This is a genomic window from Paenibacillus methanolicus (assembly GCF_008124765.1).
Classification (GTDB): Bacteria; Bacillota; Bacilli; order Paenibacillales; family Paenibacillaceae; genus Paenibacillus_Z; species Paenibacillus_Z methanolicus.
Window position 1 is genome coordinate 495879 of record NZ_VNHS01000004.1, and the last position, 24545, is coordinate 520423.

Consider the following 24545-nt stretch of genomic DNA (forward strand, 5'->3'; position numbering starts at 1 on the left):
GGATGAACGATGATGCAACCCATGCAGCGTAACAAGTATCTGGAGACGACGATACAAACCGCTACTCCGGCCCAATTGCTCATTATGTTGATGGACGGGGCGATTCGCTTCAGCAAGCAAGCGGTTGAAGCAATCAACGAACAGCGGAACCAGGAAGCGAACGAATTCCTCCTCAAGACGCAAAACATCATTTCCGAATTCATCATCACGCTTGATCGCACATCGCCGCTCGCCGATAACTTGCTCTCGCTGTATGAATATTATCAGCATCTCTTGATCCAAGCTAACATCAAGAAAGACGCGGCGCCGGTGGAAGAAGTGATCGGCTACTTGGTCGAAATGAAAGAGACGTGGATCCAAGCGGCAAGAACGGCGAACGCGACGGGGGCGAACACGAATGGAACAGCCAATCGAGCGGCTCAAACGGTTGTCGGCTGAATTAGTCGCCCGGCTGCCGGAGTGCGAGATGGAAGATTTCGATTCTTACATGGCGGAACGCGAGCAGATCTTCGGCGAACTGATGCAGCGGAATTTGCAGCCATCGGAACATAAGGATGCGAAACTGATCCTCCAGCTGGACAAGCAGATCATCGCCCGCATGATGGAGCTTAAGGTTGAGGCGGCCGGCCATCTGGATAAGGTCCAGCAAGGTCAGAAAACACGCAGCGTCTACGACAATGCCGGGTACGGCAGCTATGGCGGAAACCAGGAAGAGAGCTTCTTCTTCGATCGAAGAAGATAGCTCTCTTCTTCTTTTTGAATACAAGAATTTTTAGTTTCACGTTATTCATTCATTTCATTCACCTTGTATTTATCCGGAATGTAACACGTTGCGCCGCTACATGACGGAGACAGCCGTTTCGCCTTGCACCTCGTGTTAGCTCCATTTTTCTCGAAAGTAAAACGCTTCCACAACATCGTTGACAATTGTGTGACAACGATGGTATAGTCGATTTGTGAGCCACATTCATGTGTGACCTCGCAGCATTTGAAGATGAAGGGAATGTTTATGCATGCAAGGAAAAGTTAAATGGTTCAACGCTGAGAAGGGCTATGGCTTCATCGAGACTGAACAAGGCGGCGACGTATTTGTTCACTTCTCCGCAATCCAATCCGAAGGCTTCAAAACGCTTGAGGAAGGTCAAGCTGTAGAATTCGACATCGTGGAAGGCGCACGCGGACCACAAGCTGCAAACGTAGTCAAACTGTAATCATCGGCTGACTTCAGCCCACGATAGATGGTTCACGCTTGACAAACTAATGCAAACACAACCGCAGCCCTGGGCAACCAGGGCTTTTTTTTGTATTCTCGTTCCTTCTTCGGGCAACTTTCCCTTCAATAAACGTCCTCTCCCTTTGTCTTCCGGTGCGTTCACTAATCGGCCGAACTATTATCTGAAAATTTTAATAATACAGAAAATGACTTGGGAAAACGCCTTCAACTATGATATAATGAGAGCATGTAAAGGAGGAGTGCCCCATGAAATACAATGTTCGAGGTCAAAACATCCAAGTGACAGACGCGATGCGCGAATATGTCGAGAAGAAGCTGAGCCGCCTGGAAAAGTATTTTGAAGCGCCCGAAACCTCCGAATTGAATACGACGATGTCCGTGACCAAAGGCAGACACGCCGTCGAAGTCGCGATCCCGCTCCCGGGTACCATGTTAAGGGCCGAGGAGAAGAGCGACGATATGTACGCTTCGATCGACGTGGTGGTGGACAAACTCGAACGTCAAATCCGCAAATACAAAACAAAAGTGAACCGCAAATATAGGCAGGAAAGCGGCATACGAACCTTATTTAGGGAGGATGCGCCGCCTGCGAGGATTAATGAGGACGAAGAGGATTGGGAGCTGGTACGCACCAAGCGTTTCACGCTGAAGCCGATGGATGTGGAGGAAGCGATCCTCCAAATGAACATGGTGGGACACTCGTTTTTCGTCTTCGCCAACGCCGAGACCAAGGAAGTGAACGTGGTCTATAAGCGAGGCGACGGACGTTATGGCTTAATCGAACAGCACTAATCAACTTGATTATTAACAGGGCATCGTTTCCTACCGGAAGCGCTGCCCTTTCATATTATGCGGGCAGATGGGGAAACACATGAACAAGGTGCTATTCGTTTTTTCAACCGCGGCTAGAGCGTCATCGTTACATAGCCGGCTTACCGTCTTTGATCCGGTCCGGATGGGCGCTTTCGAGCGAACCGGAATCCGCGGCTCGGCAAGGGTTGAAAGGTGACATGCATTTCGCCGTGCGCGCCCTTTCGACCCCCGTCTTACATTGCGATGCGCGCCGCAAACTGTTACAATTTACCCAAACATGCTTTTGCAGCGAAAGGGGAAGACCATGCTCGGACTTGTGAAGAAAATTTTCGGAGACGCCAACGAACGGGAAGTCAAGCGTCTGCTGCGCACTGTAGAGCAAATCAACGGGATGGAGACGCAAATGTCGCCGCTTTCGGACGACGAGCTTCGCGGGAAGACCGATGAGTTCAAGGCGCGCCTGGAGAAGGGCGAAACGCTCGACGATCTTCTGCCGGAAGCGTTCGCGGTCTGCCGCGAAGCGTCCAAACGCGTCCTGAATAAGCGTCACTATGACGTGCAGCTGATCGGCGGCATGGTGCTGCACGAAGGCAAAATCGCGGAGATGAAAACCGGTGAAGGCAAAACGCTCGTCGCGACGCTGCCGGTTTATTTGAATGCGCTGGCGGGCAAAGGCGTGCATGTCGTCACGGTCAACGATTACTTGGCCGAACGCGACAGCGGCTTGATGGCGCCGTTATATACGTTTCTCGGTTTGACGGTCGGCTGTAACTTGAGCGGTCTGTCGCACGAGGAGAAGCAGCACGCGTACAACTGCGACATCACGTACGGCACGAACAACGAGTACGGATTCGACTATCTGCGGGACAACATGGTCCTGTATAAGGAACAAATGGTACAGCGTCCGCTGTATTATGCAACCATCGACGAAGTGGACTCCATTCTCGTGGACGAGGCGCGGACGCCGCTCATCATCTCCGGACAAGCCGCGAAATCGACCGAGCTGTACTTTGCGGCCGACCGGTTCGTGAGCCGTTTGGTTGCGGAAGAAGACTATACGGTCGACGTGAAGCTTCGCAGCGTCACCATCACCGAAGCGGGCGTCGAGAAGGCCGAGAAGGCGTTCAACATCGAGAACCTGTTCGACCACGCCAACGTGCTGCTCAACCACCATATTAACCAAGCGCTGAAGGCGCACGTCATCATGAAGCGCGACGTCGACTACGTCGTACAGGAAGACGAGGTCGTCATCGTCGACGAATTTACCGGCCGTCTGATGGCGGGCCGCCGTTATAGCGACGGGCTTCACCAGGCGATCGAGGCCAAAGAACAAATCAAGGTGCAGAACGAGAGCATGACGCTCGCGACGATCACCTTCCAGAACTACTTCCGGATGTACCGCAAGCTGTCCGGCATGACCGGTACGGCGAAGACGGAGGAAGAAGAGTTCAAGAAAATTTACGGCCTCGAGGTCGTGCAAGTGCCGACGAACCGTCCGAACATCCGTCAGGATATCGCGGACGTCGTGTACAAGACCGAAGAGAGCAAATTTAAGGCCGTCGTGGAAGAGATCGTCGAGCGGCATAAGAAGAATCAGCCGGTTCTCGTCGGTACGGTCTCAATCGAGAATTCGGAGCGACTGTCCGACATGCTTCGCAAGAAGGGCGTGCAGCATAAAGTCCTGAATGCGAAGTATCACGCCGAAGAAGCGGAGATCGTCTCCCGCGCGGGCCAGCCTGGCGGCGTAACGATTGCCACGAACATGGCCGGCCGCGGCACGGATATCATTTTGGGTGAGGGCGTCCACGATATTGGCGGTTTGCACATCATTGGTACGGAACGCCATGAGAGCCGCCGGATCGACAACCAGCTGCGCGGCCGCGCGGGCCGTCAAGGCGATCCGGGCTCGTCGCAGTTCTACCTCTCGCTCGAGGATGAACTGATGCGCCGCTTCGGTTCGGACAATATCAAGGGCATGATGGAGCGTTTGGGCTTCGAGGAAGACCAGCCGATCGAGAGCCGCCTCATTTCGCGCGCGATCGAATCCGCGCAGAAGCGCGTCGAAGGCAATAACTTCGACCTTCGGAAGATCGTCCTGCAATACGACGACGTGATGAACCAGCAGCGCGAAATTATTTATAAGCAGCGCCGCGAGGTGCTCTACTCGGAGAATATCCGCAACGACGTGCACGAGATGATCAAGCCGGTCGTCGAGCGCATCGTCGAAGCCCACTGTTCGGACGACGAAGTGCCGGAGAACTGGGAATACCAGGAGATCATCGATTACGCGCAGGGCACGTTCCTGCACGAAGGCATGCTGACCAAAGATGACCTGTGGGGCAAAGAGAAGGAAGAAATCATCGAGTATCTGCTCGATAAAGTAATGAAGCTGTACGAAGAGCGCGAAGCCGAGATCGGCGAAGAGACGATGCGCGAATTCGAGAAGGTCGTCGTGCTGCGCGCGGTCGACAGCAAGTGGATGGACCATATCGACGCGATGGATCAGCTCCGTCAAGGCATCCACCTGCGCGCGTACGGCGGTACCGATCCGCTGCGCGAGTACCAATTCGAAGGCTTCGAGATGTTCAAAGAGATGATCGAGCACATCCAGGAAGAAGTCACGAAGTACGTCATGAAGGCGCATGTGGAGAACAACCTGCAGCGTCAAGAAGTGGCGAAAGGCCAAACCAGCAGCGGCGGAAGCAGCGAGACGGGCGTGAAGCGTCCCGTGAAGCTGAAGGAAGCGGACCGCATCGGCCGCAACGATCCTTGTCCTTGCGGAAGCGGCAAGAAATACAAGTCCTGCCACGGCGAGCAAGCGTAAGCTTGCCGCCGGCCAAGGCGGGCTAGACATATTTTGAGGTGAAGCAGTCATGATCGACGCAAGCGTAAAGCACAATCTGCGCGAGATGGCAAAGCGGCTCCAAGCACTCAGGGGGTCTCTTTGACTTAGATCTTAAGCAAGAGATGATCGCGAACTACGAGGAACGGATGACGGCGCCCGATTTTTGGGACGACAACGACAAGGCGCAAAGCACGATCGCCGAACTCAATGCGGTCAAATCGGTCGTCGAGCAATACGAACGGTTGAATACGGAGCAGGAAGACCTGCAGACGATGCTGGAATTGGCGGAGGAAGAAGGGGACGATTCCCTCGAAGCGGACATCGTCTCCGGCACCGCCGAGCTCGTCCGCAAGGCGAACGAATTCGAGCTGCAGCTGCTGCTCAATCAGCCGTACGACAAATTAAACGCCATTCTCGAATTGCACCCGGGCGCGGGCGGCACCGAGTCGCAGGACTGGGCCCAAATGCTGTACCGGATGTATACGAGATGGGCGGAGAAGCGCGGCTTCAAGGTTGAAGTGGTGGACTATTTGCCGGGGGACGAAGCGGGTATCAAGAGCGTGACCATCCTGGTCAAAGGGTATAACGCGTATGGGTATCTGAAAGCCGAGAAAGGCGTACATCGCCTGGTGCGGATTTCGCCGTTCGACGCGTCGGGACGCCGTCATACGTCATTCGTCTCCTGCGATATTATGCCGGAGATCGAGGATGATATCGAGATCGAAATCCGATCCGAGGACTTGAAGGTGGACACGTACCGTGCCAGCGGCGCCGGAGGCCAGCACGTCAACAAGACGGAGTCCGCGATTCGAATCACGCATATCCCGACCGGGATCGTCGTCGCCTGCCAAATGGAACGTTCCCAGATCTCGAACCGCGACCGGGCGATGAAGATGCTGCGCTCGAAGTTGTACGAACGGAAAATCGAGGAGCAGCAAAAGCATCTGGCCGAAATCCGCGGCGAGCAGTCCGACATCGCGTGGGGCAGCCAAATTCGCTCTTATGTATTCCATCCTTACAGCATGGTCAAGGATCACCGGACCGCGGTGGAGACGGGCAACGTCGGCGCGGTGATGGACGGCGATTTGGATGCGTTCATCGATGGCTATTTGCGCAGCCAGATCCGCACCGATCGTACGGAATAACGGCCGTAAGGCAGCGATATGAATAGGTTGAAGAAGGAGTTCTTACGCCGAATCGTCGGCGTGGGGGCTCCTTCTTGCGGTATACGGGTGCGTTGACGCTTTAATTGAACATAATAGAAGGTATCGGGCAGCATACAGCGGGAGCGTGGGAAGGATGTCGGCAGTGAAGGAACAAGGAGAAAGTAAATCAGCCCTGAAAAAGAACGGCGCGCTTGCGGCAGGGGAGCAGACGGGCATGATCCTGCATGATAGAGAAGAGCATGCTGGCGAGTTGAACATAGAAGCGTCTTCGCCTTCGGAACAGGGAATATTCTATCCGGCGGGTGCCGTAATAACGGGCAGAGAACATAAACATAAGGACTCATCCGATCGAGCGCGGTCGCATGAACCCGACGTTGGCGGGAATGCGGGGACAGGCGAACGAAAGGGGAGAGCGTTGGTGGCGCGTCTATTGCAGGAGAACGGGAATGCCATTGCCGACGATTCGCAAAGAGGGACGAGCGGACACGCTTCCCGCGCCGCAATGACCTCATCTAGTGACGTGGCCGAGAAGCCGGGTGATCCGGTGGTTCGAGGCACACGCCTCGATGCCAACTCGGGGACTACTTCGGCAGGCAGAACGGGGAAGGGGCAGCGTACCCGCCGGCGGCGAGGAGGCGGTCCGGGCAATCCGACGCTGGCGGCGGTACTGAACGTTCTGCTGTTGCTGGCCGGCTCGTTTATCATTGCCGTCAGCTTTAATATCTTTCTCGTTCCGCTCGGCATCGCCTCGGGCGGCGTGTCGGGGATCTCGATTCTGGTGGAGCGTCTCGCGGATATCCCGCCAGCCTACACGCAGTGGGCGCTTAACGTTCCGCTGTTCCTATTGGGCTTGTGGCTGCTCGGCAGACGCTTTGCGCTCAAGACGGCGCTCGGCTCGTTCATTCTGCCGCTGTTCGTCCTGCTGACTTCCCATTGGGAGGCGCCGACGGACAACGCGATGCTCGCTTCCATCTATGGCGGCATTGGCGTCGGCGCGGGGCTCGGTCTCGTGTTCCGCGGCCGCGGCTCGACGGGCGGCTTGGATTTGGCGGCGCAGCTGCTGCATAAATTCACGGGCATTCGCCTAGGGCTTGCCGTGGCGTGCTTCGACGGGCTCGTCATCATCGCGGCGGGGTTTATCATCAAGCCGGAGAACGCCCTCTACGCGCTCGTAGGTCTGTTCGTCACCAGCAAGACGATCGACTTCATTCAATCCGGCTTCTCCATGTCCAAGGTCGCGTTCGTCGTCTCGAATCACCCGGACAATATCGCGCAGGTCGTGCTGCACGATTTGGACCGCGGTCTGACCAAGTTGGGCGCGCGCGGCGGCTATACCGACGCGGAGCGGACGGTGCTCATGATCGTCGTCAGCCAAGGCGAAGTATCTAAGCTGAAGCAGCTCGTGCGCGCGGCCGACCCGGATGCGTTCGTCATCATCAGCGATACGGCGGAGGTCGTCGGACAAGGCTTTAGCTTACCTTAATAGATGGCTTCGATTTCAATTGATGGCCACTCGAACCATGCGGAAACGCTGGGAGAGTCGGCCATTTTTTGTATTGTATTTATATAATGCGCTATGTATAATAATACACGTCCCTGAATAAACCTCTCGCTTCATGCATTCATGGTTAGCATCCTAAAAGGCGGGCGGGCATAAAGAAAGCTCGTGATCATCGGGACGTTTGGTTATAATTGGTACAGCCCGGTGCATCGCATGCTGCCAAGGGAAGCTAAGGAATGGGAGAGATTTGCGTATGAACGAGAACGTAAGAGTTGCAATTATCGGTTCGACCGGTTATGGCGGCGTGGAATTAATCCGTCTGCTGGCCAGCCATCCGCGGGCGGAAGTTACCTCGGTCATTTCCTCCTCGAGCGCGGGCGCGCCGATCGCGGAAGGATATCCGCATTTGACGGAGATTCGGACCGACCTGCTGGACGACGTCGATCCGGCGCTTATCAAGGGCAAAGCGGACGTTGTATTCCTGGCGACCCCGGCTGGCGTGGCGGCGAAGCTCGTGCCTTCCCTGCTGGACGCGGGATTGAAAGTGATCGATATTTCCGGCGACTTCCGGCTGAAGTCCCGGGATTCCTATAAAGAATGGTATAAAAAAGAACCGGCCGATCAGGCGTACATCGACCAAGCGGTCTACGGTCTGGCGGAAGTATACGGCAACGGCGTGAACGGCGTCGACTTCGTCTCCAATCCGGGTTGTTATCCGACCGCGACGCTGCTGGGCTTAATCCCGGCTGTCTCGGCCGGCTTCATCGATCCGTCGACGATCATCATCGACGCGAAGTCGGGCGTCTCGGGCGCCGGCCGAGGCGCGAGCCTCGGCACGCATTACTCCGAGCTGAACGAGAATTTCAAGGCATATAAGCTCAATCAACACCAACATATTCCGGAGATCGAACAGACGCTTTCCGATATCGCGGGCCGTCCGGTCGTGACGACGTTCTCGACGCACTTGGTGCCTATGACGCGCGGCATCATGAGCACGATGTACGCGACGATTCAAGGCGATCACGCGGCCGAGGATTTTATCGCGCTGTACCGCCAATATTATGAAGGACGCAAATTCGTCCGGATCCGTCCGCTCGGCGTAACGCCGGCGACGAAGGAAGTATGGGGCTCCAACTACTGCGACATCGGCTTCGCGGTCGACAAGCGGACGGGACGCGTCACGATCGTGTCGGTCATCGACAACTTGGTCAAGGGCGCGGCGGGGCAAGCGATACAGAACCTGAATTTGATGATGGGCTGGGACGAGACGCTCGGTTTGCAATTTGTCCCCGCTTATCCGTAAAATACGAGAGTTTATCGAGCAGAGGAGAAGCGGACATGGGACAGGAAACCGTGCAAGAAACGGCTTTTACGATTGTGCAGGGGGGCTCGGTCACGACGCCGCGAGGCTTTCGCGCGGGCGGCTTGCACTGCGGCTTGAAGAAGACGACGCGTCATGACTTGGGCGCGATCGTGTGCGAGGTGCCGGCGGCGGCGGCGGGCGTCTATACGACGAACGTCTTCCAAGCGGCGCCGATCAAGGTGACGCGCGAGAGCATCGCGGCGGGCGGCGTCCTGCGCGCCATGCTCGTCAACAGCGGCAACGCCAATGCATGCACCGGCCAACAAGGGGAAGCGGATGCCTATGAGATGCGCGCTGTGTTCGCGGAAGCGATCGGCGTTCCCGCGGAACAGGTGGCAGTCGCGTCGACCGGCGTCATCGGCGAGCTGCTCAAGATGGACCGCGTGCGGGGCGGAGCGGTAGAGCTCCCGGCTAAGCTCGGCGAATCTTACGAAGCGGCGGACGACTTCTGCCAGGCGATTCTGACGACCGATCTGGTCAAGAAGGAAGCCTGCGTCGCCGTCACGATCGACGGACGCACGGTACATATCGCAGGCGCGTCCAAGGGCTCGGGCATGATTCATCCGAACATGGCGACGATGCTCGGCTTCGTCACGACGGACGCGAACATCGGCAGCGAAGCGCTGCACGGTCTGCTGCGTCAAGTAACCGACGTGACGTTCAACATGATCACGGTCGACGGCGACACGAGCACGAACGACATGCTCGTCGCCATGGCCAGCGGCCTTGCGGGCCACGACGAGCTGACCGTGGCGCATCCGGATTGGGCGGCGTTCGCGGAAGGGCTGCGCTACGTATGCGAGGTGCTCGCCAAGGCGATCGCCCGCGACGGCGAAGGCGCGACGAAGCTGGTCGAGGTGCAAGTGCGCGGCGCGGTATCGGACGATGCGGCGCAGGCGATCGCGAAGACGGTCATCGGTTCTTCGCTCGTGAAGTCCGCGGTATTCGGCGCGGATGCGAACTGGGGCCGGATTATCGCGGCGGTCGGCCGCGCGGGCCAGCCGGTGAACCCGGACACGGTCGATATTCGCCTCGGCGATATCGTCACGCTGAAGCAGTCCGCGCCGGTGGCGTTCGACGAAGACGAAGCACTCGCCTACTTGAAGGGCGATACGGTCGTCATTCACGTCGACCTGAACATGGATAACGGCTCCGCGAAGGCTTGGGGCTGCGACCTGACGTACGATTACGTTCGGATCAACGCGGCTTACCGGACCTAATCGGCTCCGGGGAGCGCGAAGCGCGGTTCGAATTCGAGGAGATAGAGAGGAACGGACGACATGGAACAACGGTTTGTGATGAAATGCGGCGGCAGCACGCTCGCCGCGCTGCCGGATTCGTTTTTCGCCGATCTGCGCGGGCTGCAGGAGAGCGGCGTGAAGCCGGTCATCGTGCACGGCGGCGGTCCCGCCATCTCGGAGACGCTGACGAAGCTCGGCATCGAGAGCGAATTCGTGAACGGCCTTCGCAAGACGAGCGACGAGGTGCTGGACGTCGTCGAGATGGTGCTGGCAGGCAAGATCAACAAGGAGATCGTCCGGAAAATTCAGCATAGCGGCGCCAAGTCGATCGGTCTATCCGGCGTCGACGGCAAGCTGATTAAGGCGCAACCGGTCGCGAATGCGGCGGAGATCGGCTTCGTCGGCGACGTGACGGACGTCAACGCGGACATTATCGCGGGCGTCATGGAGATGGGCTATATCCCGGTCATCGCGCCGATCGGCATCGACGATGCCTCGCAGCGATATAACATCAACGCGGACACGGCGGCCGGCGCGGTCGCGTCCCATCTGGGCGTGGAGCGGATGATCGTCGTTACCGACGTGCCGGGCATCTTGAAGACGATCGACGGCCGGAAGCAGGTGCTCCCTACCGTAACGGTGGAAGAGATCGAAGCAATGATCGCGAGCGGCGAGATCTACGGCGGCATGATCCCGAAGGTCCGCGCGGCGATTCAGTGCATTCAAGGGAAGGTGCGCGAGGTCGTCATTGTGAACGGCGACGAGCCGAATGTGCTCAGCAAGGCGGTTTTGGAAGGCGGCATCGGCACGCGCATCGTGCGCTAACAAACTGACGCAAGCCTATCAACATACATGTTCCGCGGATTGAACAGCCATAATGAGAGAGGTGAACCGAAGATGAGCGAACAAGCTAACGCAAGCTCGTTGTTTCAGAACTATGCGAGATACCCGATCACGCTGGTCAAAGGGGAAGGCAGCTGGCTCTGGGACGACCGGGGCAACAAGTACCTGGACTTTATGTGCGGCATTGCCGTGACCAACCTGGGCCATGCCCCGAAGCCGGTCAAAGATGCGCTCGTGAAGCAGCTCGACGAGTTGTGGCACGTGTCGAACCTGTACCATATCCCGAACCAGGAAGCGGCGGCGAAACTGCTGACCGACAATAGCTGTGCGGACCGCGTGTTCTTCTGCAACTCCGGCGCGGAAGCGAACGAGGCGGCGATCAAGATCGCGCGCCGCTATCAGCAGAAAGTAGCCGCTAGCGGCCGTTACGAGATCATTACGTTCCAGAAGTCGTTCCACGGAAGGACGTTGGCGACGTTGACCGCGACGGGCCAAGACAAGGTGAAGGACGGCTTCCTGCCGCTGCCGGAAGGCTTCGTCCATGTCGAGCTGAACGACGCGCAGGCGCTGGAGGCGGCGATCAACGAGCGGACGGCGGCGATCATGCTGGAGCTGGTCGTGGCCGAAGGCGGCGTCTATCCGGTGGAGCCGGCATTCGCCGCGCACATCGCGGCGCTGTGCAAGCAGCACGGTCTGCTGCTCATCGTGGACGAGATCCAGACGGGCATGGGACGCACGGGAACGCTGTTCGCGTATGAGCAGTACGGCATCGAGCCGGACGTGTTCACGCTGGCCAAGGGTCTTGGAAGCGGCTTCCCGGTCGGCGCGATGCTCGCCAAGGAATACGTGGCGGAAGCGTTCAGCGCGGGCACGCACGGCTCGACGTTCGGCGGCACGCCGATCGCGACGGCGGCGGTGAAAGCGACGATCGAGACGATCGTGGGCGAAGGCGTCGCGGCAAAGGCGGCGGAGGCGGGCGCGTATTTGGTCCAGCAGCTGAAAGAGAAGCTGGGCGGGCATCCGCTCGTGATTGATATCCGCGGCAAGGGGCTGCTCGTCGGCATCGAATGCGCGCAGCCGATCGGCGAGCTGATTACCGAAGGACAGAAGCGCGGGCTGCTGACCGTATCGGCCGGGCCGAACGTCATTCGCCTGCTGCCGAGCCTGCTCGTTTCGAAGGAAGAGATCGACCAAGCGGTTTCGATACTTGCCGGTATATTCGCGGATCGCACGGCGGCCGTTTAAAGGGCTTTTAGGAAGGGAGTCAGATCAGAATGACGCAAACGCTATTGAACGAAGAGTTGGCCTTGAACCTGAAGGGCAGAGATTTCTTGGCCCTCGTTGACTATACGCCGGAGGAAGTCCGGTACTTGATCGACCTGGCGATCGAGCTTAAGCGCAAGCAGAAGGCGGGCGAAGTCTACCATCCGCTGCTGGGCAAGACGCTCGGCATGATTTTCGAGAAATCGTCGACGCGCACGCGCGTGTCGTTCGAAGTGGGCATGTACCAGCTGGGCGGCCAGGCGCTGTTCCTGAGCAAGAACGACCTGCAGATCGGACGCGGCGAGCCGATCGCCGATACGGCGCAGGTGCTCTCCCGCTACCTCGACGGCATCATGATCCGCACGTTCGCGCACCGGACGATCATCGAGCTGGCGCGCGCCGCTACCGTGCCGGTCATTAACGGCCTCACGGACACGAACCATCCTTGCCAAGCGCTGTGCGATTACCAGACGATTCTGGAGCACAAAGGCCGTCTTGAGGGGCTGAAGCTGGCTTACATCGGCGATGGCAACAACATGGTGCATTCGCTGCTGATGGGCGCGGCGAAGCTGGGCGTCAACATCTCGGTGGCAACGCCTGCGGGCTACGAGCCGGACGAGGAGATCGTGCAGCTGTCGAAGCAGCATGCCAAAGAGACGGGCGCGCAGATTTATCTGACGCAGGATCCGAAGGAAGCGATCGCGGACGCGGACGTCGTGTACACGGACGTCTGGGCGAGCATGGGCTTCGAGCAGGAGCAGCAGGATCGCGAGAAGGCATTCGCGAGCTTCCAAGTGAACGAGGCGCTGGCGAAATACGCGAAGAGCGACTACTTGTTCATGCACTGCCTGCCGGCGCATCGCGGCGAAGAAGTGAGCGAGGGCGTCATCGACGGCAAACACTCGATCATTTTCGACCAGGCGGAGAATCGTCTGCACGCGCAGAAAGCCATCATGGCGGCAACGATGTAACCGTAACACCGTTTTTGCAAAAGGGGATTCAATTAAGCTGCGGCTATTTTTCGATATATGAGGAGCGTTGGGAGAAACCATGGCGAAGGATAAAATCGTACTCGCATACTCGGGCGGTCTGGATACGTCCGTAATTTTGAAATGGCTCAAAGAAACGTATGACGCCGAGATCATCGCGTTCACGGCCGATATCGGCCAGAAGGATGAGCTCGACGGCCTGGAAGAGAAGGCGCTGGCAACGGGCGCGTCCAAAATCTACATCGACGATCTTCGCGAAGAGTTCGCGAAAGACTTCATCTACCCGATGTTCCAAGCCGGCGCGCTGTATGAAGGCCAGTACCTGCTCGGCACGTCGATCGCGCGTCCGCTCATCGCCAAGCGCATGGTCGAGATCGCCCGCGCGGAAGGCGCGACGTATATCGCCCATGGCGCAACCGGCAAAGGCAACGACCAAATCCGTTTCGAGCTGACGGCAGCCGCGCTTGCGCCGGAGATCGAAGTGATCGCGCCTTGGCGCATCGAGCAATTCCGCGAGGAGTTCCCGGGCCGCGCCGAAATGATCGCGTACGCCGAGAAGCACAATATCCCCGTTCAAGCGTCCGCGGCGAAGCCATATTCGATGGACCGCAACCTGCTGCACATCAGCTTCGAGAGCGGCATGCTCGAAGATCCGTGGTTCGATCCGTCGGCAGACGAGAACAAAGGCATGTACGTGCTGAGCGTCGCGCCCGAGGATGCGCCGGACCAAGCGGAATACGTGGAGCTGACGTTCGAGGCGGGCAACTGCGTCGCCATCAACAACGAGTCGCTGAACCCGCTCGCCGCGATGGAGAAGCTGAACGAGCTCGGCGGCAAGCATGGCATCGGCCGCGTCGACATGGTCGAGAACCGTTTCGTGGGTATGAAGAGCCGCGGCGTATACGAGACGCCGGGCGGTTCGATCTTGTTCGCCGCGCACCGCAAGATGGAGTCCCTCACGATGGACCGCGACGTGATGCATCTGCGCGACTCGCTGATCGCGAAATACGCGACCCTCGTGTACAACGGCTTCTGGTTCGCGCCGGAGCGTCTCGCGCTGCAAGCGCTCGTGACGGAGAGCCAGAAGAACGTGACGGGCGTCGTTCGCCTGAAGCTCTACAAAGGTAACATCATCGGCGCCGGCGTGAAGAGCCCGGTCAGCTTGTACAACCCGGACATCGCGACGATGGAAGCCGATCCTTCCAAAGCCTACGACCAAGGCGACGCGACCGGCTTTATCCGCCTGAACGCGCTTCGTCTGAAAGTAGCATCCGGCGTGGAACAGAACAAGAAGTAATTCGATTCGGCACGATGAAGGCCCTGGTCGTTCGCGACCGGGGCCCTGCGTGTATCACGCGAACGATAGCAACAGCATGGGATAAAGGAGCGGACCTAAGTGAGCAAATTATGGGGCGGCCGGTTTACGAAGAAAACCGACCAGTTGGTAGAAGAATATACGGCATCGATCATGTTCGACAAGGAGCTGGCCGAAGAGGACGTGCAGGGTAGTCTCGCGCACGTGACGATGCTTGGCAAGCAGGGCATTTTGCCGGCGGACGACGTGGAGAAGATCAAGCAAGGCCTCGTGCGCGTGTTGGAGAAGGTGCGTGCGGGCGAGATCGAATTCTCGGTCTCCGACGAAGACATTCACATGAATATCGAGAAGACGCTGATCGAGGACATCGGTCCGGTCGGCGGCAAGCTGCATACGGGCCGCAGCCGCAATGACCAAGTGGCGACGGACATGCATTTGTACCTGCGCAAGCGCGTCGTTGAATTCGTAGATCTGCTGCACAAGCTGCAGGCGGCGCTCATCGAGCAGGCGAAGGCGAACCTCGACACGATCGTGCCGGGTTACACGCATCTGCAGCGCGCGCAGCCGATTCTGTTCGCGCATCATCTGATGGCGTACGTCTCGATGTTCGGCCGCGACGCCGAGCGTCTGCAGGACAGCTACAAGCGGATCAACACGCTGCCGCTCGGCGCCGGCGCGCTCGCGGGCACGACGTTCCCGATCGACCGCCATTTCGTCGCAAGCCAGCTCGGCTTCGACCGCGTCTACGAGAACAGCCTCGACGCGGTGAGCGACCGCGACTTTATTCTCGAGTTCCTCTCGCACGCGTCGATCATCATGATGCACTTGTCGCGCCTGAGCGAAGAGCTGATCCTGTGGTCGAGCACGGAGTTCCACTTCGTCGAGCTGGACGACGCCTTCTGTACGGGCAGCAGCATCATGCCGCAGAAGAAGAACCCGGACGTGCCGGAGCTTGTCCGCGGCAAGACGGGCCGCGTCTACGGCAACCTGATCGGCCTGCTGACGGTGCTCAAGTCGCTGCCGCTCGCGTACAACAAGGACATGCAGGAAGACAAGGAAGGCATGTTCGACACGGTGCGCACGCTGCAGGGGGCGCTCCAGCTGTTCGCGCCGATGATCGCGACGATGAAAGTGAACAAGGACCGGATGCGCCAAGCGGTCAACCAGGACTTCTCGAACGCGACCGACATCGCGGACTTCCTCGTTGGCAAAGGGCTGCCGTTCCGTCAAGCGCACGAGGTTATCGGCAAGACGGTGTTGTACTGCATCCAGCAGAACAAATACCTGCTCGATCTGACGCTGGACGAGTTCAAGCAGTTCTCCGACCTGTTCGACGACCGGATCTACGAGGTGCTGCAGCCGGAGCAGGTCGTCAACGCGCGCAACGTGTACGGTGGCACGGCTCGTTCGCAAGTCGCCGAGGCGATCGCGCGGGCAGAACGCGAGCAGGATCAGACCGCCGCTTGGGTGAAGGAGTATAGCGAGCGGAGCCAGTAATCGCTTAGGGCCGGCGCGCAAGGGGCAGCCATTGAACGCTCGCAATATGCGCTATCGAAATAATTAAGAAGCCGTTTCGACCCGACCGGGAAGAGGCGGCTTCTTTCACATGGAAACGCATAGGTCTGCGACAAGTTTGACCAACATTGGCGTTGCTGAACCGCCTCGCCTTCGGACATCCTAATGCGTAACGCCATCCTCTACGACTTCCTTGCGGGACCGGCCGAGCTCCTGCATGCCATGCGGCTGCGCGTTCTCCGGCGCGATCGCGTAGATGGCCGGTTGCGCTTTGTACTTGTCGCGCGAGACGCGCTCGGTCGCCACCGCCTTGCCGTTCACCAGTTTCGTGCGGAACGTCTCGACGATATAGCCGGTTTTGCCGGGACTCACGAGCAGGCGGCTGCCCGGCTGCACGGAGGCGGACGGCACTTCCTTGATGCCCGGTTCGATCTCCTCGACGGTCTTGGACTCGAGCTTGTAGGCGACGTTCTTCGGCAGCGTGCCGAACAGCTTGACCGTCAGCTTGCCGCCCGACGTCTCCGTTCGGATGATCAGATGCTTGCCGGTCGTGTTCTTGAAGCGGAAATCGATCGCACCTTCGGCGAAGGTCGCATCGCGGCCCATGGGCAAATAAGACACGGGCAGCGAATGATTGCGCCGCTCGGTCATATGAAGCCCCGCCAGCAGCGCCGCGTTATAGAGCGTGCTCGACACTTGGCAGATGCCGCCGCCTATACCGGGGACGAGCTCGCCGTTCAGAATGACGGGCGCTTCCTTGAAGCCGTAGCTTTCCCGGGTCGCCTTAATGACGGTGAGATAGTCGAACATCTCGCCTGGGGCCAAATCCCAATCGTACAGCGACTTGGCGGCCGAGATCACGTTATGCGCGCGTCCTTCGCCGCTCGTACCGAAATCGGTCGTGAACGACGCGATCATCCGCTCGACGCCCTGGGCCTTCAGCTTCGCAAGCGTCACGTTAGGGTGGACGACCGTAAGCGGCATTGGGATGACGCCCGACGCGGCAATCGTACCGCCTTGCGCGGATGCCTCGATCGCTTGTTCGACCCGCGCGCGGATCGTCGCCGTCAAGGAGCGCATGTCCAGCCGGTACGCGTCGTGATGCGGCGTATACGCGACGGTGTCGTCGGCCCGGATCGTCCGGGTGGCGTTAACCGGCTCGTGCTTCTCCAGGAAGCCCCAGACGCCGCGCGCTTTTTGCTCCAGGAGCTTCGTGTTCCACGTCACCTTAACGGTTAGCTCGTCGGCAAAACGATACCGGTACTTGGCGCGCGCCCAAATCCCGCCTTCCCGCAGCTTGCCCAGCGCCTGTTCGGCGCCGGACGTATCGACGGACAACCCGAGCTCGGCCATCGTCCACGTTCGTTTTACCTGACTGCTGCCTCTTGTTTGCAGGGGCACCGTCATGCCGGTTAAGGCGGCTGCTTGCCGCCTTAACCGATCCTTCGCCTCGTCGACCGTCAGCCCGCCGAGCATCATCGTACCCTTGTCCGTAACGCGGAGAACCCCATCCGTCGTTTGAGGTCTCGCACGTGCTCCCTCCGGCACGACATCCCGTTTGGCGTACAGCCATAATCCTCCCCATACGATCGAGATTGCCAGCAATACCGCAAAAAAGGCAATGCCGATCACATGCCACTTCTTCATGCCCCATCACCTCTGCAAACCCGCGATTATCGATGTATATGCAGCCGCATCGAAAATCTGAATCGGAAGTTGCACAGGAAACGCCGCTAAATTTTGATTAAACCGTCCGCGAACGAAAAGAGCTATACTATAACCACGAGCCGGAACGTCGAACGATGGAACCTGAATGCCGCCGGCCAACCGCGCGTTTGTCGAAAAATATTCGAAAAGCGCATCGTTACGCTGCATCCGGGCAGCATTAGAATTATGAAAAATGCGGAACGAACCGCTTTACTAGAGGATTTACCCAATTTCTGTCGAATACCAATAAGCTGACTATCTACAGGATGTGATATTGTGATCGAAATGCAGGACGTCTGGAAAACGTACGCGGATGGCACCCATGCCCTGCGCGGCGTTTCCGTTCTTATAGAGCGCAACGAGTTCGTTTATTTGGTCGGTCCTTCGGGAGCGGGCAAGTCGACGTTCATGAAATTGATCTACCGCGAAGAGGTGCCGACCAAAGGCCAGATTTCGGTCAACGGGTTCAATATCGGCAAGCTCAAGCCGCGCAAAATCCCGTTCGTGCGCCGCAACATCGGCGTCATCTTCCAGGATTACCGGCTGCTGCCGAAAATGACCGCCTACGAGAACATCGCCTTCGCGATGGAGGTCATCGAGGCGCCGCGCCGGATCATCAAGAAACGGACGATGGAAGTGCTGGAGCTGGTCGGACTTCGCGGTAAGCATGCTTCCCTGCCGGCGCAGCTGTCGGGCGGCGAGCAGCAGCGGATCGCCATCGCGCGCGCCATCGTGAACAACCCGTCCGTCATCGTGGCGGACGAGCCGACCGGCAACCTGGACCCGGAGACTTCCTGGGGGATCATGAATCTGCTGGAGGAGATCAACTTTCGGGGCACGACGATTATTATGGCTACGCACAACAAAGAGATCGTGAACACGCTGCGCAAGCGCGTCATCGCGATCGAGAACGGCCTGATCGCCCGCGACGTGATGAGGGGAGATTACGGCTATGAAAATTAGCACGCTGCTCCGACACTTCCGAGAAGGCGCGAAGAACATCTTACGCAACGGCTGGATGACGTTCGCTTCGATCAGTTCGATCGTCATCTCGCTATTTATTTTGGGCGTCTTCCTGCTGCTTGCCCTGAACGTCAACAATCTGGCCAGCCAGATCGAAAGCCAGGTGCAAATCCGCGTGTTCCTGCAGCTCGACACGGCGCAGGCGACAATCGATTCGCTGAGCACGCAGATCAAGGCGATCCCCGAAGTGAGCAAGGTCGAGTTCGTCTCCAAGGAGCAAGGGCTGGAGTTGCTGCGGGAGTCGATGGGCGAGGAGAACGCCGACCTGCTCGAAGGGTACGACAAAGAGAACAATCCGCTGCCGGATTCGTTCACGGTCGAGGTGCTCGATCCGCAGACGATTTCGTTCGCGGCGAAGAAGATCGAGGCGCTCGGGCAGACGAGCGAGTCGAATCCTTTTCTGAGCATCAAATACGGCAAAGGCACCGTCGAGAACCTGTTCCGCATCACGAACGCGGTTCGCAACATCGGTCTCGTTATCGTAGGCGGACTCGCGATCACCGCGATGTTCCTCATCTCGACGACGATCAAGATGACGATTCTCGCCCGCCGGCGCGAGATTAGCATCATGAAGCTGGTCGGCGCGACGAACCATTTCATCCGCTGGCCGTTCTTCATCGAAGGCGCGCTGATCGGCTTGATCGGCTCCGTCTTGACGACGGTCGTGCTATTGGTGGGCTACGATCGCTTGATCGAGGCGTCGCAGTTCGATTTCGGCCTCATGATGATCAAGCTCGTGACGTTGAAGGAAGTCGGTTTCTTGGTCAGCGTGCTGCTGGTCGGTCTTGGAACGATGATCGGCATCTGGGGCAGCACCATTTCCGTGCGCAAATATTTAAAAGTGTAGGAGGAGTGCTTACGTGAAAAAGGGACTAGCCGTCCTGGCCGTCATTTTGCTCGCCGCGTTCGTGTTTCAGCCATACGGGGGGCAGGCCGCATCCTCGCAGGTCGACAAAATCAACAAAGAGCTTCAGAAGGTGCGCGCGCAGATGGAAGCTGCTTCGCAGAGCCGCGTCCAAGCCGATCAATATAAACAATATTACGAGAAACAAAAAGAGCAGACGACGCAGTCGGTCAACGAAATTTTGGCGCAAATCGACTCCGTCAGCACGCAGATGACGGGCGTCCAGACGCAAATCGAAGCGACGGAGGCGAACTTGCTTAAGGCGGGCGAGGATTTGCAGACGGCCGAGGAGCGCATCGTGTCCCGGGACAAAATGCTGCAATCTCGCATCCGCCTTATGTACACGAACGGTTTCGTTTCATATATGGACGTGCTGCTCAGCTCCACGAGTTTCACCGATTTCCTCGACCGCTTCGACTCGCTGACGTCGATGCTCGGCCAAGATCGCGACATTCTCGACAACCATAAGAAGGACCAAGCGCTCATCGCGGAGAAGAAAGCCGAGATCGAGAGCCAGCTCGGCCAGGTGCGCACGATGTACGCCAAGCTGGAAGACTACCAAGGATTGTTGGTCGACAAAGAGCATCAGAAGGAAGTGCTCGTGCAGCAGCTGAACGAGAAGGTAGAGGAATCCGAGGAGATCAGCGAAGAGCAGGAAGCGCTGCTCATGCAGCTGGCCAAGAAGGCTGCCGATCTTGAGGAGCAGAAGCGCAAAGCGGCGAAGAAGAAGAAAGTCACGTATTACAAGGGCGGCAAGCTCGCCGTTCCGCTGAAGGATTCGTACCGTATGTCTTCCTCGTACGGCTATCGGACGCATCCGGTCACCGGCAAGCGCAAGCTGCACGCCGGCATCGACATGGCGGCGCCGAAGGGAACGCCGATCTACGCGGCCGAGTCCGGCACCGTGCTCGTCGCCCAGAGCTGGAGCGGCTACGGCAACACGGTCATCATCGATCACGGCAACGGCATGTGGACGCTGTACGGTCATATCCGGACGGGCGGCATCATGGTCGAGAAAGGCCAGTTCGTCAAGCGCGGCCAGAAAATCGCGGAGGTCGGCTCGACGGGCGTTTCGACGGGCAACCACTTGCACTTTGAAGTGCGCATTAACGAGAAGACGGTCGATCCGGCGCCTTACTTGAAATAACCCCTGCACTTATCTTACCCTATAAGCAGCGATCATATCGCTCCGCGCGGATTGCCGACGATCTTGTCGGAGGCGGCCGCGCCGGGCACACCGACATGCCGTACCCGTTTCGTAAATAAATGGGTGCGGCTTGTCATATACTAGGAAAGTTGCAACTCGGGTACATACACAAGGACTTACTCAAGGAAGCTGGTGACCACATGCAATTTAGAGGACGTACGGTAGCGGCGTTCGTCGCGCTGACGGTGGCGGTGACGGTGCTGGCGACGCTGACGCTCAGCGATCAATGGGTGGCGCTGGGAAGCGGGAAGCCCACGGCGGCGGCGGACGGATCGGGCCAATCCGGACTGACCGGCACGGAAACGGGCAAGCTGGGCGCGGTCATGAACTTGATCGAGCAAAAATATTTCCGCGAAGTCGATCGCGCGAAAGTCGTCGACGGCGCGATCTCGGGCATGATGGAGGCGCTCGGCGACCCGTATTCGGTGTATATGGAGAAGACGAGCGCCCAGCATTTTTCGGAATCGATCGAAGGCTCGTTTACGGGCATCGGGGCCGAAGTGACGCTGCAGGACGGCAAAGTGACCGTCGTCTCCCCGATCAAAGGCTCCCCGGCGGAGAAAGCCGGCGTGCTGGCGAAGGACGTGCTGATCTCCGTCGACGGCGAATCGCTCGAAGGCGTGGCGCTGAGCGACGCGGTGGCGAAGATCCGCGGACCGAAAGGCACCAAGGTGAAGCTCGTTATCGCGCGCGCGGGCGTCTCCACGCCCGTCCATTTGGTACTCGTGCGGGACGACATCGATTACGAGACGGTCTACGCGAATTTGCGCGACGATGGCGTCGGCGTCATCGAGATTCGCCAATTCTCGCTTAATACGGGCGAACGGTTCCTGGAGGAACTGGCGGCGCTGGAGAAGAAGGGAATGAAAGGACTCGTCATCGACGTGCGCAATAATCCGGGCGGCGTGCTGCCGGTCGTCGTGTCGATCGCCCAGCCGTTCGTGCCGAAGGGCAAGCCGATCGTCATGGTCGAAGACCGGACGGGCGAGCGCGAGAAGACGTTGTCCAAGGGCACGGGTAAGGACTACCCGGTAGCGGTGCTCATGAACAAAGGCAGCGCGAGCGCGTCGGAGGTGCTTGCCGGGGCGCTCAAGGAAGCGGGAGGCGCGGTGCTGGTTGGCGAGACGTCGTTCGGCAAAGGCACGGTCCAAGTCAGCTACGACAAGGCGACGGGCGACGGCAGCCTGGTCAAGATGACGATTGCGAAATGGCTGACGCCGGACGGCAACTGGGTGCATGAGAACGGGCTCAAACCGGACATCGAATCGCTGCCGCCGGACTATTACACGGTTGCCCGTCTGTCCAAGGCGAAGACGCAGCTGCCGGATACGATCGGCGAAGACAACCGCAGCCTGCAGATTATGCTGGCCGCGCTCGGCTACAAGACCGACCGCAAGGACGGTTACTTCTCCGCCGAGACGGCCGAGGCCGTCAAGCAGTTCCAGAAGCAAGCGCAGCTTCCGGTCACGGGCGAAGTCGACAAGACGACGGCCGAGAAGATCGAAGAGTCGCTCATCGTGCTCATCCGGAACGAGCAGAACGACAGCCAGCTGAACAAGGCGATACAGGTCGTCTCGCAGAAAGCGGCGAAATAGAAAGACAAGGCAGGATTTTTCATTTTCGGTGTCGAATGTATGGAAGGTTGTAGCTTTGCGCCTGGCGGCGCGGCTCAGCCTTCTTTTTTATTTGCATTCCAGCCAGGCGAGCTTATCCAGTCAATCGCGCTACTTTCGAAGGAGTGAACGCTTTGGACGCGGCTTTGGATCTGCTCCGGCAGACCTTGGAAGGGATCGGACAGCTGCTGCTGTCGCCTTTCTACTATGTGGGAATTTTGCTGATCATGCTTCAATATAGGAGGCAGACGTTGCTGGAGCGCGCGCTCTTCCACGTTCGTCTGCACGCGTGGCCGCTGCAGCTCATCCGTACGGTTATCGCGGGCCTGCTGGCGGGCGCGCTGATATCGGTCGCGGGACTTTTCCTCGGAATCAACGTTACGGGCGAGGCCGTGCTCTGGATGTGGGGGATCGCCGTGCTGCTCGCGGCGTTCTCGATCCGGTACCTTTGCTTCGCTTATAGCGTCGGGATGCTAGGCGTGTTGCAATTCATCGTTGGCTGGACCCCGCTCGCGGAGCAGCCGAATTGGATCGGGGACGCGGCCGCATCGCTGGCTTCGCTAGATATTCCGGGCTTGCTTGTCCTTGTGGCGGTCATGCACTTGGCGGAGGCGATCCTCGTCGGTTGGCAAGGGGGCAAGTTCGCCAGCCCCCTATTCCTTGAGGGCAAGCGAGGCAAGCTGGTGGGCGGTTATTTGCTGCAAGGCTTCTGGCCGGTTCCGCTCGTGCTCCTCGTGCCGGGATCCGGCGCGGGCGAGGCGCTGCCGTGGCAGACGCTGCTCGGCGGCGAATGGACGCAGAGCGGTCATTGGGCGCTGCTCGGGTTTCCGATGATGATCGGGTTCTCGGAATTGACGCGCACGATGCTGCCGCAGGATACGGCAAAGGCCGCGGCGCGCAAGTTGGTCTGGTTCGGCCTTATCGTGGGCGGAGCGGCCGTAGGCGCCGCGTATTGGTCGCCGCTCACGCTCCCGGCGGCCATCGCCGCGCTGCTGCTGCATGAGGCGATGGTGTGGCTGAGTTTGCTTCGGGAGGAACGGCGCAGTCCTTATTACGTAAACGACGGTAGAGGTTTGCGCGTGCTCGCGGTTATTCCGGGCACGCCCGCCGACCAGCTTGGCATCGCGGCTGGGGAGATTTTGCACAAGGTGAACGGACTGCCCGTCCGGACGAAGGAAGAGCTGCATGCCGCGCTTCACGTGAACTCGGCGTTCTGTAAGCTGGAGGTGCTCAACCTGGAGGGGCATGTAAAGTTTCTGCAGCGGGCTCGCTATGCGAACGAACATCATCAGCTCGGCGTGGTGCTCTCCCCGGACGAGCGGGCAGGCGTGTATGTCGCGCCGAAGCCGGTATCGCTGCTCGGACTGCTCCGGGCGAGGAACGCGACCAAGGAACGGGGAACGACGACGCATATGTAAGCGGAGAGGCAGGCAGGGCGAGGGGCCGTACGGGGGAGAAGTCCAGCCGGGCGGCTTTCTCTTTGCGGCGGAATGACAGACGGGGCACTCAGCCACACTAGATATGAAATGGGGGATCCACAATGAATCGAGAGGACATCGAGCGCATCGAGCTTGAGATCGCCGTATTCGTTCGCCGGGCGGAAGCGGCGCGGATCGCGTATTTGAAATACAAGGATTTCGACCGTTCCACCTACCTGCTCCTGCACCGACTCGACGAGAAGGGAGCCCAAGGCATCAAAGCGCTCGCCGACGCGTTCCAGTTGGATTTATCCACGCTCAGCCGGCAGACGGCGTCTTTGGAAGCCAAGGGATTCGTCGAGCGCAAATCGGACGTCCGCGATGCGCGGATTAACCTGCTCCACATTACGCCGTACGGCCGCGAGCAGCTGTACGAGGTGCGCGAGGCGCGGCAGCAGCTGTTCGGCAAATTGTTGGGCGATTGGTCGGACGAAGAGCGCCGTTCGCTTGGCGAACTGCTGGAGAAATTCAACCGGACGACCGAACATTATTTGGCACTGAAGTAAGGCAGCCTCTCCGGAATGA

21 protein-coding genes are annotated in these 24545 nt (G+C 58.8%); 20 read left to right on the plus strand and 1 reads right to left on the minus strand.

All coding sequences use genetic code 11. From position 1 onward, the window contains the following. Positions 1–9: 9 nt before the first annotated feature. From fliS to argH, 14 genes are all read left to right on the plus strand, one after another. On the plus strand, positions 10–438 hold the full coding sequence (gene fliS / locus BCM02_RS13715) for a flagellar export chaperone FliS (RefSeq protein WP_342791308.1): 429 nt from the start codon (positions 10–12) through the stop codon (positions 436–438). Continuing rightward, the gene (fliT, locus tag BCM02_RS13720) at positions 398–742 is read left to right on the plus strand and encodes a flagellar protein FliT (protein ID WP_148929656.1); all 345 of its coding nucleotides are present in this window, start codon (positions 398–400) and stop codon (positions 740–742) included. The genes fliS and fliT overlap by 41 nt, the downstream gene beginning before the upstream one ends. Before the next feature lie 271 nt (positions 743–1013). Then, positions 1014–1211 carry a cold shock domain-containing protein gene (locus BCM02_RS13725; RefSeq protein WP_087569424.1) on the plus strand — a complete coding sequence of 66 codons (198 nt, stop codon included), beginning with the start codon at positions 1014–1016 and terminating at the stop codon, positions 1209–1211. A gap of 269 nt (positions 1212–1480) precedes the next feature. Next, positions 1481–2026 carry a ribosome hibernation-promoting factor, HPF/YfiA family gene (gene hpf, locus BCM02_RS13730; RefSeq protein WP_148929657.1) on the plus strand — a complete coding sequence of 182 codons (546 nt, stop codon included), beginning with the start codon at positions 1481–1483 and terminating at the stop codon, positions 2024–2026. Positions 2027–2351: 325 nt separating this feature from the next. Next, positions 2352–4871, plus strand: a complete 2520-nt coding sequence (secA, locus tag BCM02_RS13735; RefSeq protein WP_148929658.1) for a preprotein translocase subunit SecA — start codon at positions 2352–2354, stop codon at positions 4869–4871. Positions 4872–4920: 49 nt separating this feature from the next. Beyond that, a protein-coding gene (prfB, locus tag BCM02_RS13740) for a peptide chain release factor 2 (protein WP_148929659.1) occupies positions 4921–6037 on the plus strand; the annotation gives its coding sequence in 2 pieces (ribosomal slippage) (positions 4921–4992 and positions 4994–6037; 1116 coding nt in all). Between the two features lie 439 nt (positions 6038–6476). Continuing rightward, on the plus strand, positions 6477–7541 hold the full coding sequence (locus tag BCM02_RS13745) for a YitT family protein (RefSeq protein WP_246183361.1): 1065 nt from the start codon (positions 6477–6479) through the stop codon (positions 7539–7541). 271 nt (positions 7542–7812) lie between these two features. Then, positions 7813–8862, plus strand: coding sequence for an N-acetyl-gamma-glutamyl-phosphate reductase (argC, locus tag BCM02_RS13750; protein ID WP_148929660.1), 1050 nt, complete (start codon positions 7813–7815; stop codon positions 8860–8862). Between the two features lie 35 nt (positions 8863–8897). After that, the gene (gene argJ / locus BCM02_RS13755; RefSeq protein WP_148929661.1) at positions 8898–10142 is read left to right on the plus strand and encodes a bifunctional glutamate N-acetyltransferase/amino-acid acetyltransferase ArgJ; all 1245 of its coding nucleotides are present in this window, start codon (positions 8898–8900) and stop codon (positions 10140–10142) included. A gap of 60 nt (positions 10143–10202) precedes the next feature. Beyond that, complete coding sequence (gene argB / locus BCM02_RS13760) at positions 10203–10988, plus strand: acetylglutamate kinase (protein ID WP_148929662.1); 786 nt, start codon at positions 10203–10205, stop codon at positions 10986–10988. 72 nt (positions 10989–11060) lie between these two features. Further along, positions 11061–12251 carry an acetylornithine transaminase gene (locus BCM02_RS13765; RefSeq protein ID WP_148929663.1) on the plus strand — a complete coding sequence of 397 codons (1191 nt, stop codon included), beginning with the start codon at positions 11061–11063 and terminating at the stop codon, positions 12249–12251. 29 nt (positions 12252–12280) lie between these two features. Next, positions 12281–13240 carry an ornithine carbamoyltransferase gene (gene argF, locus BCM02_RS13770; RefSeq protein WP_148929664.1) on the plus strand — a complete coding sequence of 320 codons (960 nt, stop codon included), beginning with the start codon at positions 12281–12283 and terminating at the stop codon, positions 13238–13240. A 79-nt stretch (positions 13241–13319) separates the two neighbouring features. Continuing rightward, positions 13320–14555: an argininosuccinate synthase gene (locus BCM02_RS13775; RefSeq protein ID WP_148929665.1), complete on the plus strand. Its 1236-nt coding sequence runs from the start codon at positions 13320–13322 to the stop codon at positions 14553–14555. 99 nt (positions 14556–14654) lie between these two features. Further along, on the plus strand, positions 14655–16070 hold the full coding sequence (argH, locus tag BCM02_RS13780) for an argininosuccinate lyase (protein ID WP_148929666.1): 1416 nt from the start codon (positions 14655–14657) through the stop codon (positions 16068–16070). Between the two features lie 180 nt (positions 16071–16250). Here argH and BCM02_RS13785 read toward each other — a convergent pair whose 3' ends face one another. Further along, positions 16251–17735: a VanW family protein gene (locus BCM02_RS13785; RefSeq protein WP_148929667.1), complete on the minus strand. Its 1485-nt coding sequence runs from the start codon at positions 17733–17735 to the stop codon at positions 16251–16253. Positions 17736–18071: 336 nt separating this feature from the next. Between BCM02_RS13785 and ftsE the strand changes: the two genes are divergently transcribed. From ftsE to BCM02_RS13815, 6 genes are all read left to right on the plus strand, one after another. Continuing rightward, positions 18072–18758, plus strand: coding sequence for a cell division ATP-binding protein FtsE (gene ftsE, locus BCM02_RS13790; RefSeq protein WP_187434196.1), 687 nt, complete (start codon positions 18072–18074; stop codon positions 18756–18758). Continuing rightward, entirely contained in the window at positions 18748–19665 is a 918-nt protein-coding gene (gene ftsX / locus BCM02_RS13795) for a permease-like cell division protein FtsX (protein ID WP_148929668.1), read from the plus strand. Before ftsE ends, ftsX begins: the two co-directional genes overlap by 11 nt. 13 nt (positions 19666–19678) lie before the next feature. Then, positions 19679–20869, plus strand: a complete 1191-nt coding sequence (locus BCM02_RS13800) for a murein hydrolase activator EnvC family protein (RefSeq protein WP_148929669.1) — start codon at positions 19679–19681, stop codon at positions 20867–20869. Between the two features lie 200 nt (positions 20870–21069). Next, positions 21070–22524, plus strand: a complete 1455-nt coding sequence (locus BCM02_RS13805) for a S41 family peptidase (RefSeq protein WP_148929670.1) — start codon at positions 21070–21072, stop codon at positions 22522–22524. Between the two features lie 152 nt (positions 22525–22676). Beyond that, the gene (locus BCM02_RS13810) at positions 22677–23960 is read left to right on the plus strand and encodes a PDZ domain-containing protein (protein ID WP_148929671.1); all 1284 of its coding nucleotides are present in this window, start codon (positions 22677–22679) and stop codon (positions 23958–23960) included. Positions 23961–24082: 122 nt separating this feature from the next. After that, entirely contained in the window at positions 24083–24526 is a 444-nt protein-coding gene (locus BCM02_RS13815) for a MarR family winged helix-turn-helix transcriptional regulator (RefSeq protein ID WP_148929672.1), read from the plus strand. Positions 24527–24545 lie beyond the last annotated feature (19 nt).